Origin of the sequence: Pedobacter hiemivivus, from assembly GCF_005144565.1 — a bacterium.
Classification (GTDB): domain Bacteria; phylum Bacteroidota; class Bacteroidia; order Sphingobacteriales; family Sphingobacteriaceae; genus Pedobacter; species Pedobacter hiemivivus.
In genome coordinates this window covers 1-16,653 of record NZ_SWDX01000017.1, presented here as the reverse complement: position 1 = coordinate 16,653, position 16,653 = coordinate 1, and the positions used below count along the sequence as shown (strand labels likewise).

The 16,653-nt window shown below is 39.6% G+C and carries 12 protein-coding genes; 11 read left to right on the top strand and 1 reads right to left on the bottom strand.

All coding sequences use genetic code 11. The annotated features are described in order from the left end of the window. The first annotated feature begins 2 nt into the window (after positions 1-2). The 6 genes from FBD94_RS24990 to FBD94_RS24965 all read left to right on the top strand — a co-directional run bounded on the left by FBD94_RS24990 (position 3) and on the right by FBD94_RS24965 (position 7,028). A complete protein-coding gene (locus FBD94_RS24990; protein WP_136882243.1) occupies positions 3-902 on the top strand; it encodes an alpha/beta hydrolase in 900 nt (299 codons plus the stop codon). 108 nt (positions 903-1,010) lie between these two features. Continuing rightward, positions 1,011-1,763 (top strand): rhamnogalacturonan acetylesterase, encoded by a 753-nt coding sequence (locus FBD94_RS24985; RefSeq protein ID WP_136882242.1) that lies wholly within the window; start codon positions 1,011-1,013, stop codon positions 1,761-1,763. Between the two features lie 58 nt (positions 1,764-1,821). Next, positions 1,822-3,477: a glycoside hydrolase family 43 protein gene (locus tag FBD94_RS24980; RefSeq protein ID WP_136882241.1), complete on the top strand. Its 1,656-nt coding sequence runs from the start codon at positions 1,822-1,824 to the stop codon at positions 3,475-3,477. Between the two features lie 15 nt (positions 3,478-3,492). Further along, complete coding sequence (locus FBD94_RS24975; protein ID WP_136882240.1) at positions 3,493-4,515, top strand: pectinesterase family protein; 1,023 nt, start codon at positions 3,493-3,495, stop codon at positions 4,513-4,515. 27 nt (positions 4,516-4,542) lie between these two features. Next, on the top strand, positions 4,543-5,580 hold the full coding sequence (gene pelA / locus FBD94_RS24970; RefSeq protein WP_136882239.1) for a pectate lyase: 1,038 nt from the start codon (positions 4,543-4,545) through the stop codon (positions 5,578-5,580). A gap of 44 nt (positions 5,581-5,624) precedes the next feature. Beyond that, positions 5,625-7,028 (top strand): glycoside hydrolase family 28 protein, encoded by a 1,404-nt coding sequence (locus FBD94_RS24965; protein WP_235884650.1) that lies wholly within the window; start codon positions 5,625-5,627, stop codon positions 7,026-7,028. Between the two features lie 5 nt (positions 7,029-7,033). Here FBD94_RS24965 and FBD94_RS24960 read toward each other — a convergent pair whose 3' ends face one another. Continuing rightward, on the bottom strand, positions 7,034-8,047 hold the full coding sequence (locus FBD94_RS24960; protein WP_136882238.1) for a LacI family DNA-binding transcriptional regulator: 1,014 nt from the start codon (positions 8,045-8,047) through the stop codon (positions 7,034-7,036). Positions 8,048-8,212: 165 nt separating this feature from the next. Between FBD94_RS24960 and FBD94_RS24955 the strand changes: the two genes are divergently transcribed. From FBD94_RS24955 to uxaC, 5 genes are all read left to right on the top strand, one after another. Beyond that, the gene (locus tag FBD94_RS24955) at positions 8,213-9,163 is read left to right on the top strand and encodes a pectinesterase family protein (RefSeq protein ID WP_136882237.1); all 951 of its coding nucleotides are present in this window, start codon (positions 8,213-8,215) and stop codon (positions 9,161-9,163) included. A 284-nt stretch (positions 9,164-9,447) separates the two neighbouring features. Continuing rightward, positions 9,448-11,136, top strand: coding sequence for a glycoside hydrolase family 28 protein (locus tag FBD94_RS24950; RefSeq protein WP_136882236.1), 1,689 nt, complete (start codon positions 9,448-9,450; stop codon positions 11,134-11,136). A 134-nt stretch (positions 11,137-11,270) separates the two neighbouring features. Next, positions 11,271-12,788 carry a tagaturonate reductase gene (locus tag FBD94_RS24945; protein WP_136882235.1) on the top strand — a complete coding sequence of 506 codons (1,518 nt, stop codon included), beginning with the start codon at positions 11,271-11,273 and terminating at the stop codon, positions 12,786-12,788. Beyond that, positions 12,788-14,440: a UxaA family hydrolase gene (locus tag FBD94_RS24940; RefSeq protein ID WP_136882234.1), complete on the top strand. Its 1,653-nt coding sequence runs from the start codon at positions 12,788-12,790 to the stop codon at positions 14,438-14,440. The genes FBD94_RS24945 and FBD94_RS24940 overlap by 1 nt, the downstream gene beginning before the upstream one ends. A gap of 53 nt (positions 14,441-14,493) precedes the next feature. Beyond that, a complete protein-coding gene (gene uxaC, locus FBD94_RS24935; RefSeq protein WP_131610701.1) occupies positions 14,494-15,894 on the top strand; it encodes a glucuronate isomerase in 1,401 nt (466 codons plus the stop codon). The last annotated feature ends 759 nt before the right edge of the window (positions 15,895-16,653 follow it).

The window sequence follows — 16,653 nt, the reverse complement described above, 5'->3', positions numbered from 1 at the left end:
ATATGAGAACTGTACTGACTTTACTTTTTTTGTGGACTTATTCTGTCAGCGCACAGGGATTTATCCCGCTTTGGCCGGAAGGTAAAATGCCAAATACGAAAGGGATGAAGTTGAAAGACAGCGTTGCGAATGAACGTATTTACCAGGTTGGCACACCAGGAATGTATTCATTTTTTCCTTCCGTTCAGGAGAACAAGGGAACTGCGGTAATTATCTGTCCTGGCGGTGGATATGAGCGTTTGGCTTATATAATCAGCGGAACGCAACTGGCAAAATGGTTTAACACGATGGGGATTTCTGCTTTTGTGCTGAACTATCGGCTTCCTAACAGCCCGGATTTAATAGAACGGGAAAAAGGAGCATTACAAGATGTACAACGTGCAATTAAATTAATCCGTAACAATGCCCCAAAATGGAGGATAAAGATGGATAAAATCGGAATCCAGGGTTCATCTGCCGGTGGGCATCTGGCTAGTATGGCAGGGACATTTAGTGCTGATATTTCCTCAATTGGTGATACGCTGGATAAGGTTTCTGCACGTCCTGATTTTATGATCCTGGTTTCGCCAGTTATTGATATGGGCAAATATGCGCATAAAGGAAGTCTGAAAAATTTATTGGGCCAAAACCCATCTGCGACTCAGATTGCTAAATATTCTACACAGCTACAGGTAACAACAACCAGTGCTCCATGTTTTATTGCTGATGCATTTAATGATAAATCTGTAGATCCGCATAATAGCCTGCTTTTTTACCAGGCATTATTGGAACACAAGGTGGTAAGTAGTCTGCATGTTTTTCCGCAAGGTGGCCATGCTATTGCGCTCCGGAACAATCCGGGCTCAGCCGAAATGTGGACTGAACTCTGTGAGCGCTGGATGATGGAGATGGGATTTATATGAGGAAGTATGTTATTATATTCGGTAACGATTGCATAAATATAATCTTAACCCCTCATTGAAAAGCAATTCCAAGTTTGTATGATTGTTTAACCAAATAGAATTATAAAAATGAAACGGTTTAATAAGTTAAGTACTATAGCTTTTTTGGGTATGATCATCCTCATGTCCTCCAATATACCTGCTAAGAAGATCAAGGTTTACCTGGTAGGTGATTCCACAATGTCAATAAAACAAACCTCCAAATATCCGGAAACGGGATGGGGAATGCCATTTGCTATTTTTTTTGACGAATCGGTAATTGTAGACAACAGGGCACAGAACGGTCGCAGTACGAAGTCATTTATGGCCGAAGGCAGATGGAAATCGGTGACAGATAGTTTAAAAGCCGGTGATTACGTTTTTATACAGTTCGGTCATAACGATGAGGTAAAAACGAAAAAGACTTATACAACAGAAGAAGAGTTTGAAACTAACCTGGGCAAATATGTAAGTGAAAGCCTGAAGGCCGGAGCATTTCCAGTATTAATTACACCCGTTGCCCGCAGAAGTTTTGACGCAGAAGGTAAGGTGCTGCCAACCCACAAGGTTTATTCGGAGATTGTGAGAACAGTCTCCCGTGAAATGAATGTTCCTTTAATAGATCTGGACAAAGAGAGTATGGCTTTATTGCAGAAAATGGGGTCTGAGAACTCGAAATTGTTGTTCAACAAGCTTGAGCCGGGCCAGCACCCTAATTATCCAGCGGGCGTAGATGACAATACTCACTTTAATGAATACGGTGCACGCAGAATGGCCGAACTGGTACTGTCGGAATTAAAAAAAATGAATTTAGAACTTGCCAATCGGATTGTAAAGCATTAATGTTTTAAAATATCCTGTCTGATTAAAATTAGGGTTATGGTAAAAGTAATATATAGATATGAATAAAAATATAACACGTTTAGTTTTCATCAGCTGTTTGTTAGCCGGAGCAATTGGGGTAAATGCCCAGTCTGTTCCTGCCGGAGTAAAGTATATTTCAAAAGTATGGGTAGCTGATCAGGGCAACGGTACTTATAAGAATCCAATTTTGGATGCCGATTATTCTGATCCGGATGCAATAAGGGTGGGTGATGATTTTTATCTTGTGGCCTCTAGTTTTGATGCGGTACCTGGATTGCCAATCCTTCATTCTAAAGATTTGGTGAATTGGAAGATCATTGGCCACGTTTTTAACCGTCAGGCTCCTTTTGATCATTTTGCTAAAACCCAACATGGTAATGGTGTATGGGCTCCAGCTATACGTTACCGCAACAATGAGTTTTATATTTATTATCCAGATCCTGATTTTGGGATTTATGTAACTAAGGCCAAGAATCCTGCAGGCCCATGGTCTAAGCCCGAACTGATCGAACCTGGTAAGGGTTTAATCGATCCTTGTCCGATTTGGGATGATAATGGTAAAGTTTATCTAGCTTATGCCTATGCGGGTAGCCGTGCGGGAATAAAGAGCGTGATTGCGGTGAAGCAATTAAACACTGAAGGTACAAGAACGCTAGATGCGGGGGTAATTGTATATGATGGACACGAAACTGATCCGACCATTGAAGGACCGAAGTTTTATAAGCGCAATGGCTATTACTACATTTTTGCTCCAGCAGGCGGTGTATCAACAGGATGGCAATTGGTTTTGCGTTCTAAAAATATATATGGTCCATATGAACGTAAAGTCGTGATGGATCAGGGTAAAAGTACTGTGAATGGCCCACATCAGGGCGCTTGGGTAAATACCCAAACTGGTGAAGACTGGTTTTTGCATTTTCAGGATAAAGACACTTATGGAAGGGTCGTACATTTGCAACCCATGAAATGGGTAAATGACTGGCCAGTTATTGGTGTTGATAAAGACGGTGATGGAACTGGAGAGCCGGTAATGAATTATAAAAAGCCGAACGTAGGTAATGTTTATCCTATAGAGACTCCTGCAGAAAGTGATGAATTTAACTCTTTAGCAATGGGATTACAATGGCAGTGGCAAGCCAATCCTAAGGCAACCTGGTCATTCCTGAATGCTGAAAAAGGTACATTAAGGTTGTATTCGGATCAAGTACCTGACAGTGCAAGGAATTATTGGGATGTACCTAATATTTTACTGCAGAAATTTCCAACAGAAGAATTTAAAGCAACTACAAAGCTTACGTTTTCACCCAATACAAAGATTGAAAGTGAAAAGGCAGGATTGATCATTATGGGACAGAGTTATGCTAATCTTTCTATTAAAAGTAAAAAGGATGGCAATTATCTGATTTATTCTGTTGGTAAAAATGCACACAAAGGTGGTAAAGAAGTAGAAACAACATTAAGCAAACTGACTGGGGCTACACTTTACTTGCGTGTAACTGTAGTTAAAGGTGGGAAGTGTAAATTCAGCTATAGCTTAGATGGGCAGAAATTTGAAGATACCGGGAACGAGTTTGTGGCAACGCCGGGGCAATGGATAGGTGCAAAAGTAGGCCTTTTCTGTACCAGAGATGTTAAAATTAATGATTCAGGGTACGCTGATTTCGATTGGTTCAGAATAGAACCAGTCAACTAAAAACATATAATAGAGATGAAATATTTATTAAAAACTTCGTCATTAATTGTACTATCCCTTGTATGCTGGGTAACTCAACTCTTGGCACAGTCAGCGGTTTTTCCAAAAGAGATTACTGTAGCCCAGGATGGAAGTGGTAATTATCAAACGATACAGGAAGCTGTAAATTCAGTACGTGATTTAGGAGGGAAGAGCGTAAAGATTTTTATTAAAAAAGGAATCTATAAGGAGAAGCTGGTTATTCCAACCTGGAAGACAAATATCTCGTTGATTGGAGAGGATAAAGAAAATACCATCATCACCAATAACGATTTCTCTGGAAAGGTGTACCCGCAAGGTAAAGATGCTTTTGGTAAAGACAAGTTTACTACTTATACGTCCTATAGCGTATTGGTGCAGGGAAATGATTTGAGTATGGAAAATCTGACCATAGCCAATACTGCTGGTGCAGTAGGACAGGCTGTAGCATTGCATGTAGAGGGCGATCGCTTTGTTGCTAAAAATTGTAAACTATTGGGCTTTCAGGATACCCTGTATGCTGCAACAGAGAAAAGTCGTCAGTTTTACCAGGATTGCTACATAGAAGGTACTACAGATTTTATTTTTGGTGAAGCAACAGTAGTTTTTCAAAACTGTACGATCAATAGCCTGAGTAATTCTTATGTAACTGCTGCGGCCACCAGAGTGAATCAGAAATTTGGCTTTGTGCTTTTTAACTGCACACTTAAGGCGGCAGAAAAAGTAACAAAAGTATACTTGGGCAGACCATGGCGGCCTTACGCAAAAACGGTTTTTATAACCTGTGAGTTAGGTAGTCACATTGTACCTGAAGGTTGGAATCCCTGGAAAGGTGATGCGATGTTTCCTGATAAAGAGAAAACAGCCTATTATGCTGAATTTGGGAGTAAAGGCTCAGGTGCAACTGTAAAAGCCCGAGTAGCTTGGTCACACCAGTTAAATGCTAAAGAAGTAAGAAACTACACTCTTAAAAATATCCTTGGTGCTGCGGACAATTGGAATCCATTGTCGGAAATTTAAAATCATTATTAACTGAAAAAATAAACAATGAAATCGTATAAAAATATAGCAAAGATAGTGTTGACTGGTACGGCCTGTCTGTTTTTTACAGAGGTTAATGCTCAGGATTTACAGGCGGATAATATGCTATTGTTCCAACGTGGGAATGGGGGCTGGTCTAAACAGTTCAAGGGCAAAGCCTTTAAATATGATGTCGAGTTTTCTGAAAGCCAAAAATCTGAAATAGCTGAAGAAGCTGCGAGAGATGACGCCAATATAGATAATGGTTCTACTGCAAAGGAGATCAGATATCTGGTTAAGGCTTATAAAAAAGATAACAATCCTAAGTACCTGGCTGCTGCGGAGAATGGCATTCGCTATCTGTTAAAGGCTCAATATCAAAATGGGGGATGGCCACAATATTACCCGGATAAGCATCTTTATAGAGCCCATATCACTTATAACGACAATGCGATGATCAACGCATTGAATATACTGCAAGATGTAGTGCGAAAGCAAAGCGATTTTGATGTAGTTAGCCAAAAGTTAATTGAGCCTAGTGCTAATGCCATAAAGAAGGGTATTGATTGTATCTTGAAAACACAGATAAAAGTAAGTGGTAAGCTTACCGCCTGGTGTCAGCAATATGATGAACGGACATTGGAACCCGCAAAGGCCAGAGCTTATGAATTGCCCTCTATAAGTGGTTCTGAAAGTGATGAAATTGTTGAGTTTCTAATGAGCCAGCCAAATCCTTCAAAGGAAATCAAGGATGCCGTAAACGCAGCTGTAGAATGGTTTCGGACCGTGAAAATCTCGGGCTATAAAGTGATTGATGTGCCGGCTCCAGGTACAGAACTGGGAAAAGATAGACAAGTGGTAGCCGATTCTACGTCCACTATATGGGCAAGATATTATGAGATCGGAACCAATAGACCATTCTTTTGTGACCGTGATGGTATTGTAAAGTATTCTATCGAGGATATCGGTTATGAGCGACGTAATGGGTACGCCTGGTATGGGAATTGGCCAAGAAAAGTGTTGGACAAGGACTATCCTGAGTGGTTAAAGAGAAATGGGAAATAAGTAATAGAGATTTTGTTTTAATGGTTTTTTAATTAAGTACAATCATGGGTTTTATGACAAATGCTAAGTACAAGCTGAAGGGCTTACTGGCAACAATTTTTGCAATGCTGGTGTTGGATGCAAGCGCACAACAACCGGCAACAATTTGGAAAACTACCGCAGAGCCATTGGCGGAAATGGCGCGGATCAGAAAAATGATCAACGCACCGGTTTTTCCTGCTAAGGATTTTTTGATTACTAACTATGGTGCTAAAGGGGATGGGAAAACGTTGAATACCGAAGCCTTTAAGAAAGCTATTGCTGATTGCGCTAAAAATGGTGGCGGTAGGGTAGTTGTCCCTTTTGGTAATTTTTTAACAGGTGCAATTCATTTAAAAAGTAATGTAAACCTGCATCTGGCGGATAGTGCAAAAATTACTTTTAGTGTAAATCCTAAAGACTATCCAATTGTGTTTGGCAGATGGGAAGGTATGGAGTTGATGAATTACTCTGCATTGATTTATGCTTATGGTCAGAAAAATATTGCCATTACAGGTAAAGGAATATTAGACGGCAATGCAACCTATAAAGATTGGTATGCATGGAATGTGGGTAAACCATCAAAACAAGTTAAAGCAAGAGATCTACTGCATGAGTTAAATCATAAACAAACTAATCCTAAAACTCGGGTATTTGGTGAAGGTGACTTTTTACGGCCTAATTTCATCCAGCTTTATAGCTGTAACAACATTCTGATCGCTGATGTAAAGATGATCAATTCGCCAATGTGGAATGTAAACCCGGTATTGTGTGAAAATGTAACTATGGAAAACCTAAGGATCATTGCACATGGTTCCAATACGGACGGTATTGATCCGGAATCTTGTAAAAATGTGTTGATCAAAAACTGTTATTTTGATACAGGTGATGATTGTATCGCTATTAAATCAGGAAGAGATCAAGACGGTCGTAGAATCGGAAAACCGGCCGAAAATCATATTATAGAAAATTGTGAGATGAAAGATGGACATGGTGGCGTGGTAATTGGAAGTGAGATATCCGGCGGAGCCAGAAACATTTTTGCTATCAATTGCATCATGGACAGTCCAAATTTAGATCGTATTTTAAGATTAAAAACCAGCTCTAGCAGAGGTGGTATTATTGAAAATGTGTTTATGAAGGATATCAAAGTAGGCGCCTATCGTGATGCTGCGGTTACTTGTAATATGTTTTATGAGAAGCCTGGTAATTTTATGCCAGTGATTAGAAATATCTGGGTAGAGAATGTCGATGTAGAGAAAGGCGGTGATTATGCTATTTTCGTAAACGCTTATAAAGAGTCACCCGTTGAAAACCTAAGAATGATGAACTGCAACATTCGCGGTGTAAAAACGCCAATGAAGATCGATCACGTGAAGAATTTTAAATTAGAAAATGTAACGATCAACGGTAAGTTGGTTACAAAGTAAGGTTATTACTTGCGGGTAAATAATTCGGTATCGATTACCTTATCTTCAAAATCAGTTACCGGATATTTACTTTCTATAAGCTGCAGCAGCATTTCTGTTGCAGTTTCTCCCATTTTAAATGCCGGTTGTCGCACAGAGCTGATCGGGTACTCAAACAGGTTCAGCACATCAGAGTTGCTGAACCCTGCTAATGCAATTTGTTCAGGAACTTTAATGTTCAGTTTTTTCAATACTTCAAGGCAACCAATGGATAGGCGGTCGCCTGCTATAAAAATTGCATCAGGCTTATCCTTTAAATTGACCAGCTCTAAAACTGCTTTTTCGGTTTCTTCAGGGAACATACCTCCATGTGGACAATGCTTGATATAATCAGGATTTATTGGAATGTTATACTTATTCAGTGCAGCAGTATAGCCTCTTAAGCGCTCAATACTAATCGATAGATGATCAGAACTAGTGAGGTGGGCGATTTTCTTGTAGCCTGATTTAATCAGATGTGATGTAGCCTCAAAAGCGCCCTGTTCGTTATTTGCCGTAATCTTATGTGTATGAATATCATTAGGTACCCGATCAAAAAAGACCATAGGCATACCTCTTTCATGTAAATACTTTAAATGAGCGGTATCGGCAGTTTCGGCAGAAAGAGAGATCAGCAAGCCATCAATAGAACGGGATGCAAGGTGTTGAACGTTTATTTTTTCTCTGGCGTAAGACTCATGGGTTTGCGTAATGATGACATGATATCCTCTGTCGTATGCAATAGATTCAATACCATTGATCGCTTGAGAAAAATAATGATTGGCGACTTCACTCACTACCACACCAATCGATTTTGTTCTTCGTTCTTTTAAACTTAAAGCATTGGGATTGGGCTGGTAGTTTATCTTTTCAGCATAATCAAATACCAGCTTTTTTGTTTTCGCACTAATCTCATAAGTATCCCTTAAAGCCCTGGAAACAGTCGAGGTAGATAGTCCTAGGGCATTTGCGATATCTTTTAAGGTAGGTGGCTCGAACATAAAAACTAAATAAGATGCAATATAACGTTATTCTTATAATATCAGTTGGTGGTAGCAGTGATATCGGGAACGATTGCGCAAATTAAAGCGCCTGACTTAAACAATCTATTACAAAAACATTGTAATTTGTTGTATAAAGAACTAACCAAATCTACCGAGTCCAAAATGAAAAAATTACTTTTATGCTTTACCTGTCTAGTGTGTTTTTATACTGCTTTTGCCCAAAAATCCGACTTTGTGGTAGCAAAAGACGGCAGTGGAGATTTTACAACTGTACAAGAGGCTATAAATGCTGTTCCTGATTTTAGAAATTCAATCACCACCATATTCATTAAAAATGGTGTGTATAAAGAGAAACTCAATCTTTCTGCATCCAAGCGAAAAGTGAAGTTCCTAGGCGAAAGTCAGGATAAAACTGTGCTTACTTACGATGACTTTGCGCAAAAGAAAAATAGTTTCGGAGAAAATATAGGTACTTCCGGATCCTCGTCATTCTTCATTTACGCCGATGATTTTACTGCTGAAAATATCACCTTTGAGAATAGTGCCGGACCGGTTGGTCAGGCAGTTGCCCTTTGGATTGCCGGGGATAGGGCTCGCTTTATGAATTGTAGGATGCTTGGTTTTCAGGATACGCTCTACACTTACGGAAAAGGAAGTAGACAGTATTTTTATAAGTGCTTTATCAGCGGAACAGTTGATTTTATATTTGGTTCGGCCACTGCAATCTTTGATGAATGTGAAATCTTCTGCAAGAAACAAGGTTATGTTACTGCTGCTGCTACGCCCGACACCACTAAATATGGCTATGTATTTATGAATTGTAAAATCGGTGGCTCTGCACCAGATGGAACAGTGTATCTAGGGCGGCCATGGCGCCCTGCTGCAAAAACCGTTTTTTTAAACTGTGAACTAAGCCCCGTTATAAAACTTGAAGGTTGGCACAACTGGGGCAAAGAAAGTAATGAGCAAACAGCTTTCTATGCAGAATATAAAAACAAAGGAATAGGAGCGCAACCTGAAAAAAGAGTAACCTGGTCGTACCAGCTCAGCGATGAAGCAGCTAAGGACTATACCATCACACAAATATTCAGAGGGTGGGATCCTACTATCTAAACCTCGGTTTCTGCAATCTAAACCTTGGAATCCTGCTGCTTAAATTTGGCCCCTACTCAACAAACGAAGTTACTTCCACAAGTTTAGTTACAAAATTGGGTATGCCGAAGAGACCTTCTGAGCTTTGCTCCCTTTTTCTGGGAGCCTAAGATCGGGTAGTCTCAGAGGAATATCCCTATTTTGTCTTTGGCAACGATTGCGCAGTTATTTTCCCCTTTTTAGTTTCAATCTTATCTAAAACTGCGTAGACTTGTTTTATTGAGTGAAAATCAAATATAAATCTTATGTTTAAGTATGAAAAAGTAGTGTCTGTTATATTCGCAGTTCCTCTATTTGTCTTCTCGTTTAATGCCGTTGCGCAAAATACAAATGCTGCAAAAGGGTATTCTTTTGATAACCTGCCAGTAGTGGCTGCGACTTCTTTTAAAAAAGATACCATTAGCATCCTTAAATATGGCGCAAAAAATGATGGCCTTACCTTGAATACGAATAGCATCAATCAAGCGATATCAGATTGCAATAAGCGTGGTGGCGGCGTTGTCCTTATCCCGGAAGGCTTATGGATTACCGGACCGATAGAATTGAGAAGTAATGTAAACTTGCATTTAAAAAAGAATGCTTTGCTACAGTTTACGAAAGATTTTAATCAGTATCCTTTGGTGGAGGGCAGTTGGGAAGGCATACCTCAGATGCGTAATCAATCTCCAATATGGGCCATTGGTCAGCAAAATATTGCCATTACGGGATTTGGTATTATTGATGGAGCAGGAGATGCATGGCGGATGGTGAAAAAAGATAAGCTTACTGAAAGCCAATGGAAAGACTTGTTGGCATCTGGTGGAGTATTGAGTGAGAATAAGAAGATCTGGTATCCTTCAGAAAAGTCACTTAAAGGTTCTACAATGAAAGATCCTGGTATGATTGCCAAGGGAAAGAATGCTGCTTTTTATGCGGAAATTAAGGACTTTTTACGTCCCAACTTAATGGTGCTGACCAGCTGCAAACGTGTTTTGCTCGAGGGGGTAACTTTCCAAAATTCGCCTGCATGGAACCTTCATCCTTTAATGACAGAGGATTTAACCATCAGAAATGTGTATGCTAAAAATCCGTGGTATGCCCAAAATGGCGACGGACTAGATTTAGAGTCTTGTAAAAACGTACTCGTAGAAGGTAGTACATTTGACGTAGGTGATGATGGGATTTGCATCAAATCAGGTCGTGATGCTGCCGGACGCAAGCGTGGTATGCCGACAGAAAATGTAATCATTCGCAACAGCACAGTATACCATGCACATGGTGGTTTTGTAATTGGCAGTGAAATGTCTGGCGGAGCAAGAAATATCTTTATCTCAGATTGCACGTTTATCGGGACAGATATTGGCCTTCGTTTTAAAACAACCAGAGGTCGTGGGGGAGTGGTAGAAAACATTTATGCCAAGAATATCAACATGAAAGATATTGCTGGTGAGGCTATTCTTTTCGACATGTATTATGCTGCGGTTGATCCGGTACCATTGGCAGGCGAGACAAGAGAAACACCAAAAGTTAAGTTGCTACCGGTTACCGAAGAGACACCTGTGTTTAGGAAGTTTTACATCAGTAATGTAGTTTGTGATGGTGCCGAGAAAGCGGTGTTTGTTCGAGGCTTGCCGGAAATGAGTATCAGCGATATTTACATAGATAATTTGATTGCTAAAGCCAAGGCAGGAATTGACATACAGGAAGCAAAGAACATACATATTTCTAATGCCCATCTGGAGATCAAGAATGCATTGCCTTTGATCTATATCCAAAATGGGAAATCTATTGGATTGAAAAATATAAGTTATACCAATGCAGATTTATTGTTCAGGATAAATGGCGATAAAAATGCGGATATTATTTTGTCGGAAACCAATACGGCAAAGTCGAAGCTGAAAACTGAGTTTGGTCATGGTGCTGCTGCAAGCGTATTGCAAATAAAAAATAAATAAGATAGTAAAAGATTGTTACTACAGTTTTACGCAATCGTTATCGATAACGTTTGCGTAAATAATTACGCTGAAACAGCATTTCTAACTTATAATAATTACGTAGACTTGTTTTACGACCATATTAAAAACTGAATATGAACTTATCAAAAGATACGTTAAACGACATTAAAGCTGTCGGTTTAATCCTTCCAAAAGAAGAACTATTTAACCTTCCTGAAAAGGTATTGCAATTTGGAACAGGTGTCCTGTTGCGTGGATTGCCGGATTATTTTATAGATAAAGCCAATAGGAATGGCTTGTTTAACGGCAGAGTAGCAGTAGTTAAATCCACTAGCAAAGGCGGTACAAAAGAATTTGATACACAGAATAGTTTATATACAATATGCGTAAGAGGGATTGAAAACGGACAACCGGTTGAGGAAAATATCATTTCATCCGCTATCAGTCGCGTACTCACTGCAGATCAGGATTGGGATGCGATATTGGAAATTGCCAGTGCCCCAGAATTAAACATCATCGTATCCAATACCACCGAAGTGGGTATACAATTGGTAAAAGAAAGTATAGCTCAAAAACCACCGGTATCATTTCCGGCTAAACTATTAGCTGTTTTATATGCCAGATATAAAGCTTTAGGCTCGACGGCGGCAGCTGATCTTGCTGTAATTGCTACAGAATTGATCTCAGATAATGGAAAGAAGCTAGAAGCGATTGTACTTGAGCTTGCAACCTTTAACGAATTAGAAGAGGTGTTTAAGACGTGGTTAAGTACACATATTCGTTTTTGCAATTCGTTGGTAGACCGTATTGTTCCAGGTAAACCAGATGCTGCTGCACTAGCAAAACTAGAAGCAGCGCTTGGTTATACCGATGAACTGATCATTATGGCCGAGCCTTATCGCTTGTGGGCAATTGAAGGTGACGAGAAGGTTTCTGCTTTGTTAGGATTGGAAGGTGCAGATCAAGGGGTAATTGTTAGACCCGATATTGAGATCTTTAAAGAATTGAAAGTGCGTTTATTAAACGGATCACATACATTGACCTCAGGGATAGCCTACCTGTCGGGTATAGATACCGTAACTAAGGCAATGAACAATGAGGCTACCCGCAACTATGTAAAAGAGCTGATGATGCGGGAAATAGTAGGTGCTATACCCTATGATGTAGCCGAAGCAGAAGCTGTAGCGTTTGCAAATACAGTAATTGATCGTTTTGCAAATCCCAATATTGAGCACTTATGGATCAATATTACTTTTCAGTATACCATGAAAATGAAAATCAGGGTGCTGCCGGTATTGCTAAACTATTATAAAATAAACAATAAAGTACCGAGTCATATTGCCTTTGGTTTTGCCGCATTCCTTTTGTTTATGAAAGTAGCCAGAAAAGAAGGTAACCAGTATTTTGGAAGTTACGAAGGCAAAGAATACTTGATTACTGATGATGAAGCGTCATATTTCTATGAAGTAGCCCAACAAAGTGAGGCAGATTATGTAGATTTATTATTGGCCAACGCTGTGTTATGGGGAACTGATCTCTCTGCGCTTGATGGTTTTAATCGTACTGTAAAAGAGAATTATAACAATATATTGAAAAATGGTGTGGCCAATGCCTTGGCTAGTATTGATCAATCATTACAAGTATCAAAATAATGAAACAAAGAATATTAAAGGTTCACCCTAAGGATAATGTACTGGTTGCGCTTACGGATCTTGTGAAAGGGGAAGAGGTAATTTACGAAGGTCAATCTTATTTGCTGACCGACAATGTACCTGCAAAGCATAAGTTTACCACTACAGATATGGCGGTTGGTGATCAGTTGATCATGTATGGTGTTTTGGTAGGTAAAGCCCAAATAGATATTCCGGTAGGGTCTATTATAACTACTGGTAATATCAAACACGCTGCAACGGAGTTTAATACGATGGATGCGCACATCAACTGGGAGAAACCAGACATTACTGAATGGAAAGATAGGACCTTTAATGGCTTTCATCGTACAGATGGGCAGGTGGGGACGGCTAATTACTGGTTAGTGATACCCATGGTTTTTTGCGAAAACAGGAACCTCGAAGTGATACAGGAAGCATTGATGAACAATCTTGGCTATGGCAGAAATGAAAACTACCAGGTGCAAGCCAAAGAATTGATGTCCCTTTACGAAAAAGGAGCCAGCGTAAATGATATTTTAAATGCTGAGCTGACCTACTCGGAAAACGTTGCAAAGCAAAACCGCATGTTTCCAAATGTGGATGGTATTAAATTTTTAACACATACAGGTGGCTGTGGTGGTACTCGTCAGGATTCTGAAACCCTTTGTGGTTTGTTGGCCGGTTACATTACCCATCCAAATGTTGCCGGTGCAACGGTTTTAAGCTTAGGTTGTCAGAATGCACAGGTAAGCATTCTTAAAGAAGAAATAGAAAAAAGAAGTCGCAATTTTGACAAACCACTTTATATTCTAGATCAGCAAACGATAGGCAAAGAATCGGAATTGTTGGGACAGGCGATTAAACAAACTTTTGCAGGTCTGATACAAGCCAACGCCAACGAAAGAAAACCTGCTGCGTTAAGTAACCTTTGTATTGGTTTGGAATGTGGTGGTTCTGATGGTTTCTCTGGAATATCCGCAAACCCAGCAATTGGTTATGCCTCTGATTTACTGGTTGCACTTGGTGGATCAGTGATTCTTGCCGAGTTCCCGGAACTTTGCGGTGTAGAACAAAACCTGAGTGATCGTTGCGTAGATAAGGAGGATGCCGAGCGTTTTGAGCATCTGATGAAAACTTACAGCAAAAGAGCTACCGAAGCTGGTTCAGGTTTTGATATGAATCCTTCACCAGGTAATATTAAAGATGGTTTGATTACTGATGCTATTAAATCTGCCGGTGCAGCTAAAAAAGGAGGGACCTCTCCAGTTGTGGCTGTATTGGATTATCCAGAGAAAGTATCTAAACCGGGATTGAACTTATTGTGTACACCAGGCAATGATGTGGAGTCCACGACTGCCGAAGTCGGATCGGGAGCCAACGTGGTACTTTTTACCACGGGATTGGGAACGCCAACTGGTAATCCTATTGCTCCGGTGATTAAAATATCGAGCAATACCAAATTGTTTAACAAGATGAGTGACATCATTGATTTGGATACAGGATCTATTATTGATGGCGATGAAACCATTAAAGAGGCCGGTAGTCGAATTTTAGATTATGTAATTGGTGTAGCAAGTGGCACAACCACTGTAAGTGCAGTGCGCCATATTCAGGATGATTTTATTCCATGGAAAAGAGGTGTTTCCTTGTAAGGAAACCTGATATAAATAATTAACATATATATACTATATATAAATAGCGTTAGATGAAGAATTTTTTAGACGATAATTTTCTATTAGAAACTAAGACGGCCGAGATGCTGTATCATGATTATGCCAAGCAAATGCCGATAATTGATTATCATAATCATTTGATTCCTGAGCAGATTGCAAACGACATCAATTTTGAAAACATTACACAGGTTTGGTTGGCGGGCGACCATTATAAATGGCGTGCTATGCGGGCAAATGGTGTGGATGAATATTATATCACTGGGGGAGCAACCGACCTGGAGAAATTTAAAAAATGGGCAGAGACGGTTCCTTATACTTTAAGAAATCCATTATACCATTGGACACACCTGGAACTACAGCGTTACTTTGATATACATGAAGTATTGTCTGGCGATAATGCAGAACGTATATATAATGAGTGTACAGCTAAACTTCAACGTCCGGAGTATTCTGTTCAGAACTTACTTCGCAAAATGAAGGTGGAGACTTTATGTACTACTGATGATCCGCTTGATAGCTTGGAATTTCACCAGAAAATCAAGAATGATGGAGTAGATATAAAGGTATTCCCGGCCTTTAGACCAGATAAGGCTATGAATGCGGATGATGTAGCAGGATTAAATACTTATATCGATAAGCTTGCGGAATTGACAGGTGGGGAGATCAATGATTTGGATACTTATCTTTCAGCTTTGAAATCGCGTCATGATTATTTTGCTGCTAATGGCTGTACGGTTTCTGACCATGGTTTGGAGCAGATTTATGCAGAGGACTATACTTTAGCAGAGGTTAAATCTATCTTTACTAAGATTAGAGCTAATGCAGCATTAACTTTAGAGGAGGTGCTGAAGTTTAAATCGGCTTTGCTGTTTGAATTTGCCCTTTGGGATCATGAGAAGGGGTGGGTACAACAATATCACCTTGGTGCTTTAAGAAACAATAACAATAGGTTGCTAAGCCAGCTAGGGCCTGATACGGGCTTTGATTCAATAGGTGATTTTAGTCAGGGTAAACAGCTTTCTAAGTTTTTAAATAACCTTGATTCGCAAAACAGACTGGCTAAGACTATTTTGTATAACCTAAATCCTGCCGACAATGAATTGATGGCAACTATGATTGGAAATTATAACGACGGAACTGTTGCCGGAAAAGTGCAATGGGGATCGGGATGGTGGTTCCTGGATCAAAAGGATGGGATGATTAAACAGATCAATACATTGTCTAATATGGGACTATTGAGCCGTTTTGTAGGTATGCTTACCGATTCAAGGAGTTTCCTTTCTTATCCGCGCCATGAGTATTTCAGACGTATTTTATGTAATCTGTTTGGAGAGGACGTAGAGAAAGGTGAATTGCCGGACAATACGGAGTGGATTGGACAGTTAGTGCAAGATATCTGTTATAATAACGCTAAATCGTATTTCAACTTTTAATACTCAGTTTCAATTTTAGATAGGCCCTTATGGTAGAAGTATCGTAAGGGCTTTTTTGTGGGTTAAGGTTATAGACCTGGAAAAGTTTACTGTAGTACCCTTCGAGAGTCCTTCGGGCACGCGTTTACAGTCATAGGATTTTTAAAGGAATATCCAAGGGATTTACAACCACTATATGTACGGTCACGTTTGGCTCTAGCTATGCGCCATTTGATTGATAATCCTAGATTTACTATGCACCTGGTCTAATACGGGTTTCGCTATACAGTTGGTCTAATACGGTGATTTCATGATCCTTCTTTTTTAAATAGCTTTCAGTTTTTCTGGTTGTGTTGTAGGGAGTTATGGGTTTGACGGAGATAATAGTGTGTTTAAGTTTGCGGGGGCGTATAATTTTCCTACTTTTGCATCCCGCTTCGGAGGAAGGGTTTTGAGAAAAGGATAAGGATGAAGGTTGAATTGAAGGGTTAGAAAAAGAGATTGGTGTTTCTTTAAGGGTTGTTAAAAGGCTCGAAAATAAAAGAAATAAAGTTTAATAAAAAGCTTGACAAAACCAAAAAGATTTCTACCTTTGCAATCCCAAACAGAACGGGAGTTACCAGACGGAGTTTGTTAACAGAATAAAAAAGATTGAAACGTTAAAAATTTGAAACTGAGATTCGGAACATTAAGACCGAAACGAAACTGAAGAATAATAAACGAAGAAATATAAAGAAGATCCGTGAGGTGATTCGAGAAGTTCATTAAAGAGATGTCATT

Excerpts from the sequence above, each read along its gene's own strand:
- FBD94_RS24990 (WP_136882243.1), top strand. The coding sequence starts at position 3 with ATGAGAACTGTACTGACTTTACTTTTTTTGTGGACTTATTCTGTCAGC.
- FBD94_RS24985 (WP_136882242.1), top strand. The coding sequence starts at position 1,011 with ATGAAACGGTTTAATAAGTTAAGTACTATAGCTTTTTTGGGTATGATC.
- FBD94_RS24980 (WP_136882241.1), top strand. The coding sequence starts at position 1,822 with ATGAATAAAAATATAACACGTTTAGTTTTCATCAGCTGTTTGTTAGCC.
- FBD94_RS24975 (WP_136882240.1), top strand. The coding sequence starts at position 3,493 with ATGAAATATTTATTAAAAACTTCGTCATTAATTGTACTATCCCTTGTA.
- pelA (WP_136882239.1), top strand. The coding sequence starts at position 4,543 with ATGAAATCGTATAAAAATATAGCAAAGATAGTGTTGACTGGTACGGCC.
- FBD94_RS24965 (WP_235884650.1), top strand. The coding sequence starts at position 5,625 with ATGGGTTTTATGACAAATGCTAAGTACAAGCTGAAGGGCTTACTGGCA.
- FBD94_RS24960 (WP_136882238.1), bottom strand. The coding sequence starts at position 8,047 with ATGTTCGAGCCACCTACCTTAAAAGATATCGCAAATGCCCTAGGACTA.
- FBD94_RS24955 (WP_136882237.1), top strand. The coding sequence starts at position 8,213 with ATGAAAAAATTACTTTTATGCTTTACCTGTCTAGTGTGTTTTTATACT.
- FBD94_RS24950 (WP_136882236.1), top strand. The coding sequence starts at position 9,448 with ATGTTTAAGTATGAAAAAGTAGTGTCTGTTATATTCGCAGTTCCTCTA.
- FBD94_RS24945 (WP_136882235.1), top strand. The coding sequence starts at position 11,271 with ATGAACTTATCAAAAGATACGTTAAACGACATTAAAGCTGTCGGTTTA.
- FBD94_RS24940 (WP_136882234.1), top strand. The coding sequence starts at position 12,788 with ATGAAACAAAGAATATTAAAGGTTCACCCTAAGGATAATGTACTGGTT.
- uxaC (WP_131610701.1), top strand. The coding sequence starts at position 14,494 with ATGAAGAATTTTTTAGACGATAATTTTCTATTAGAAACTAAGACGGCC.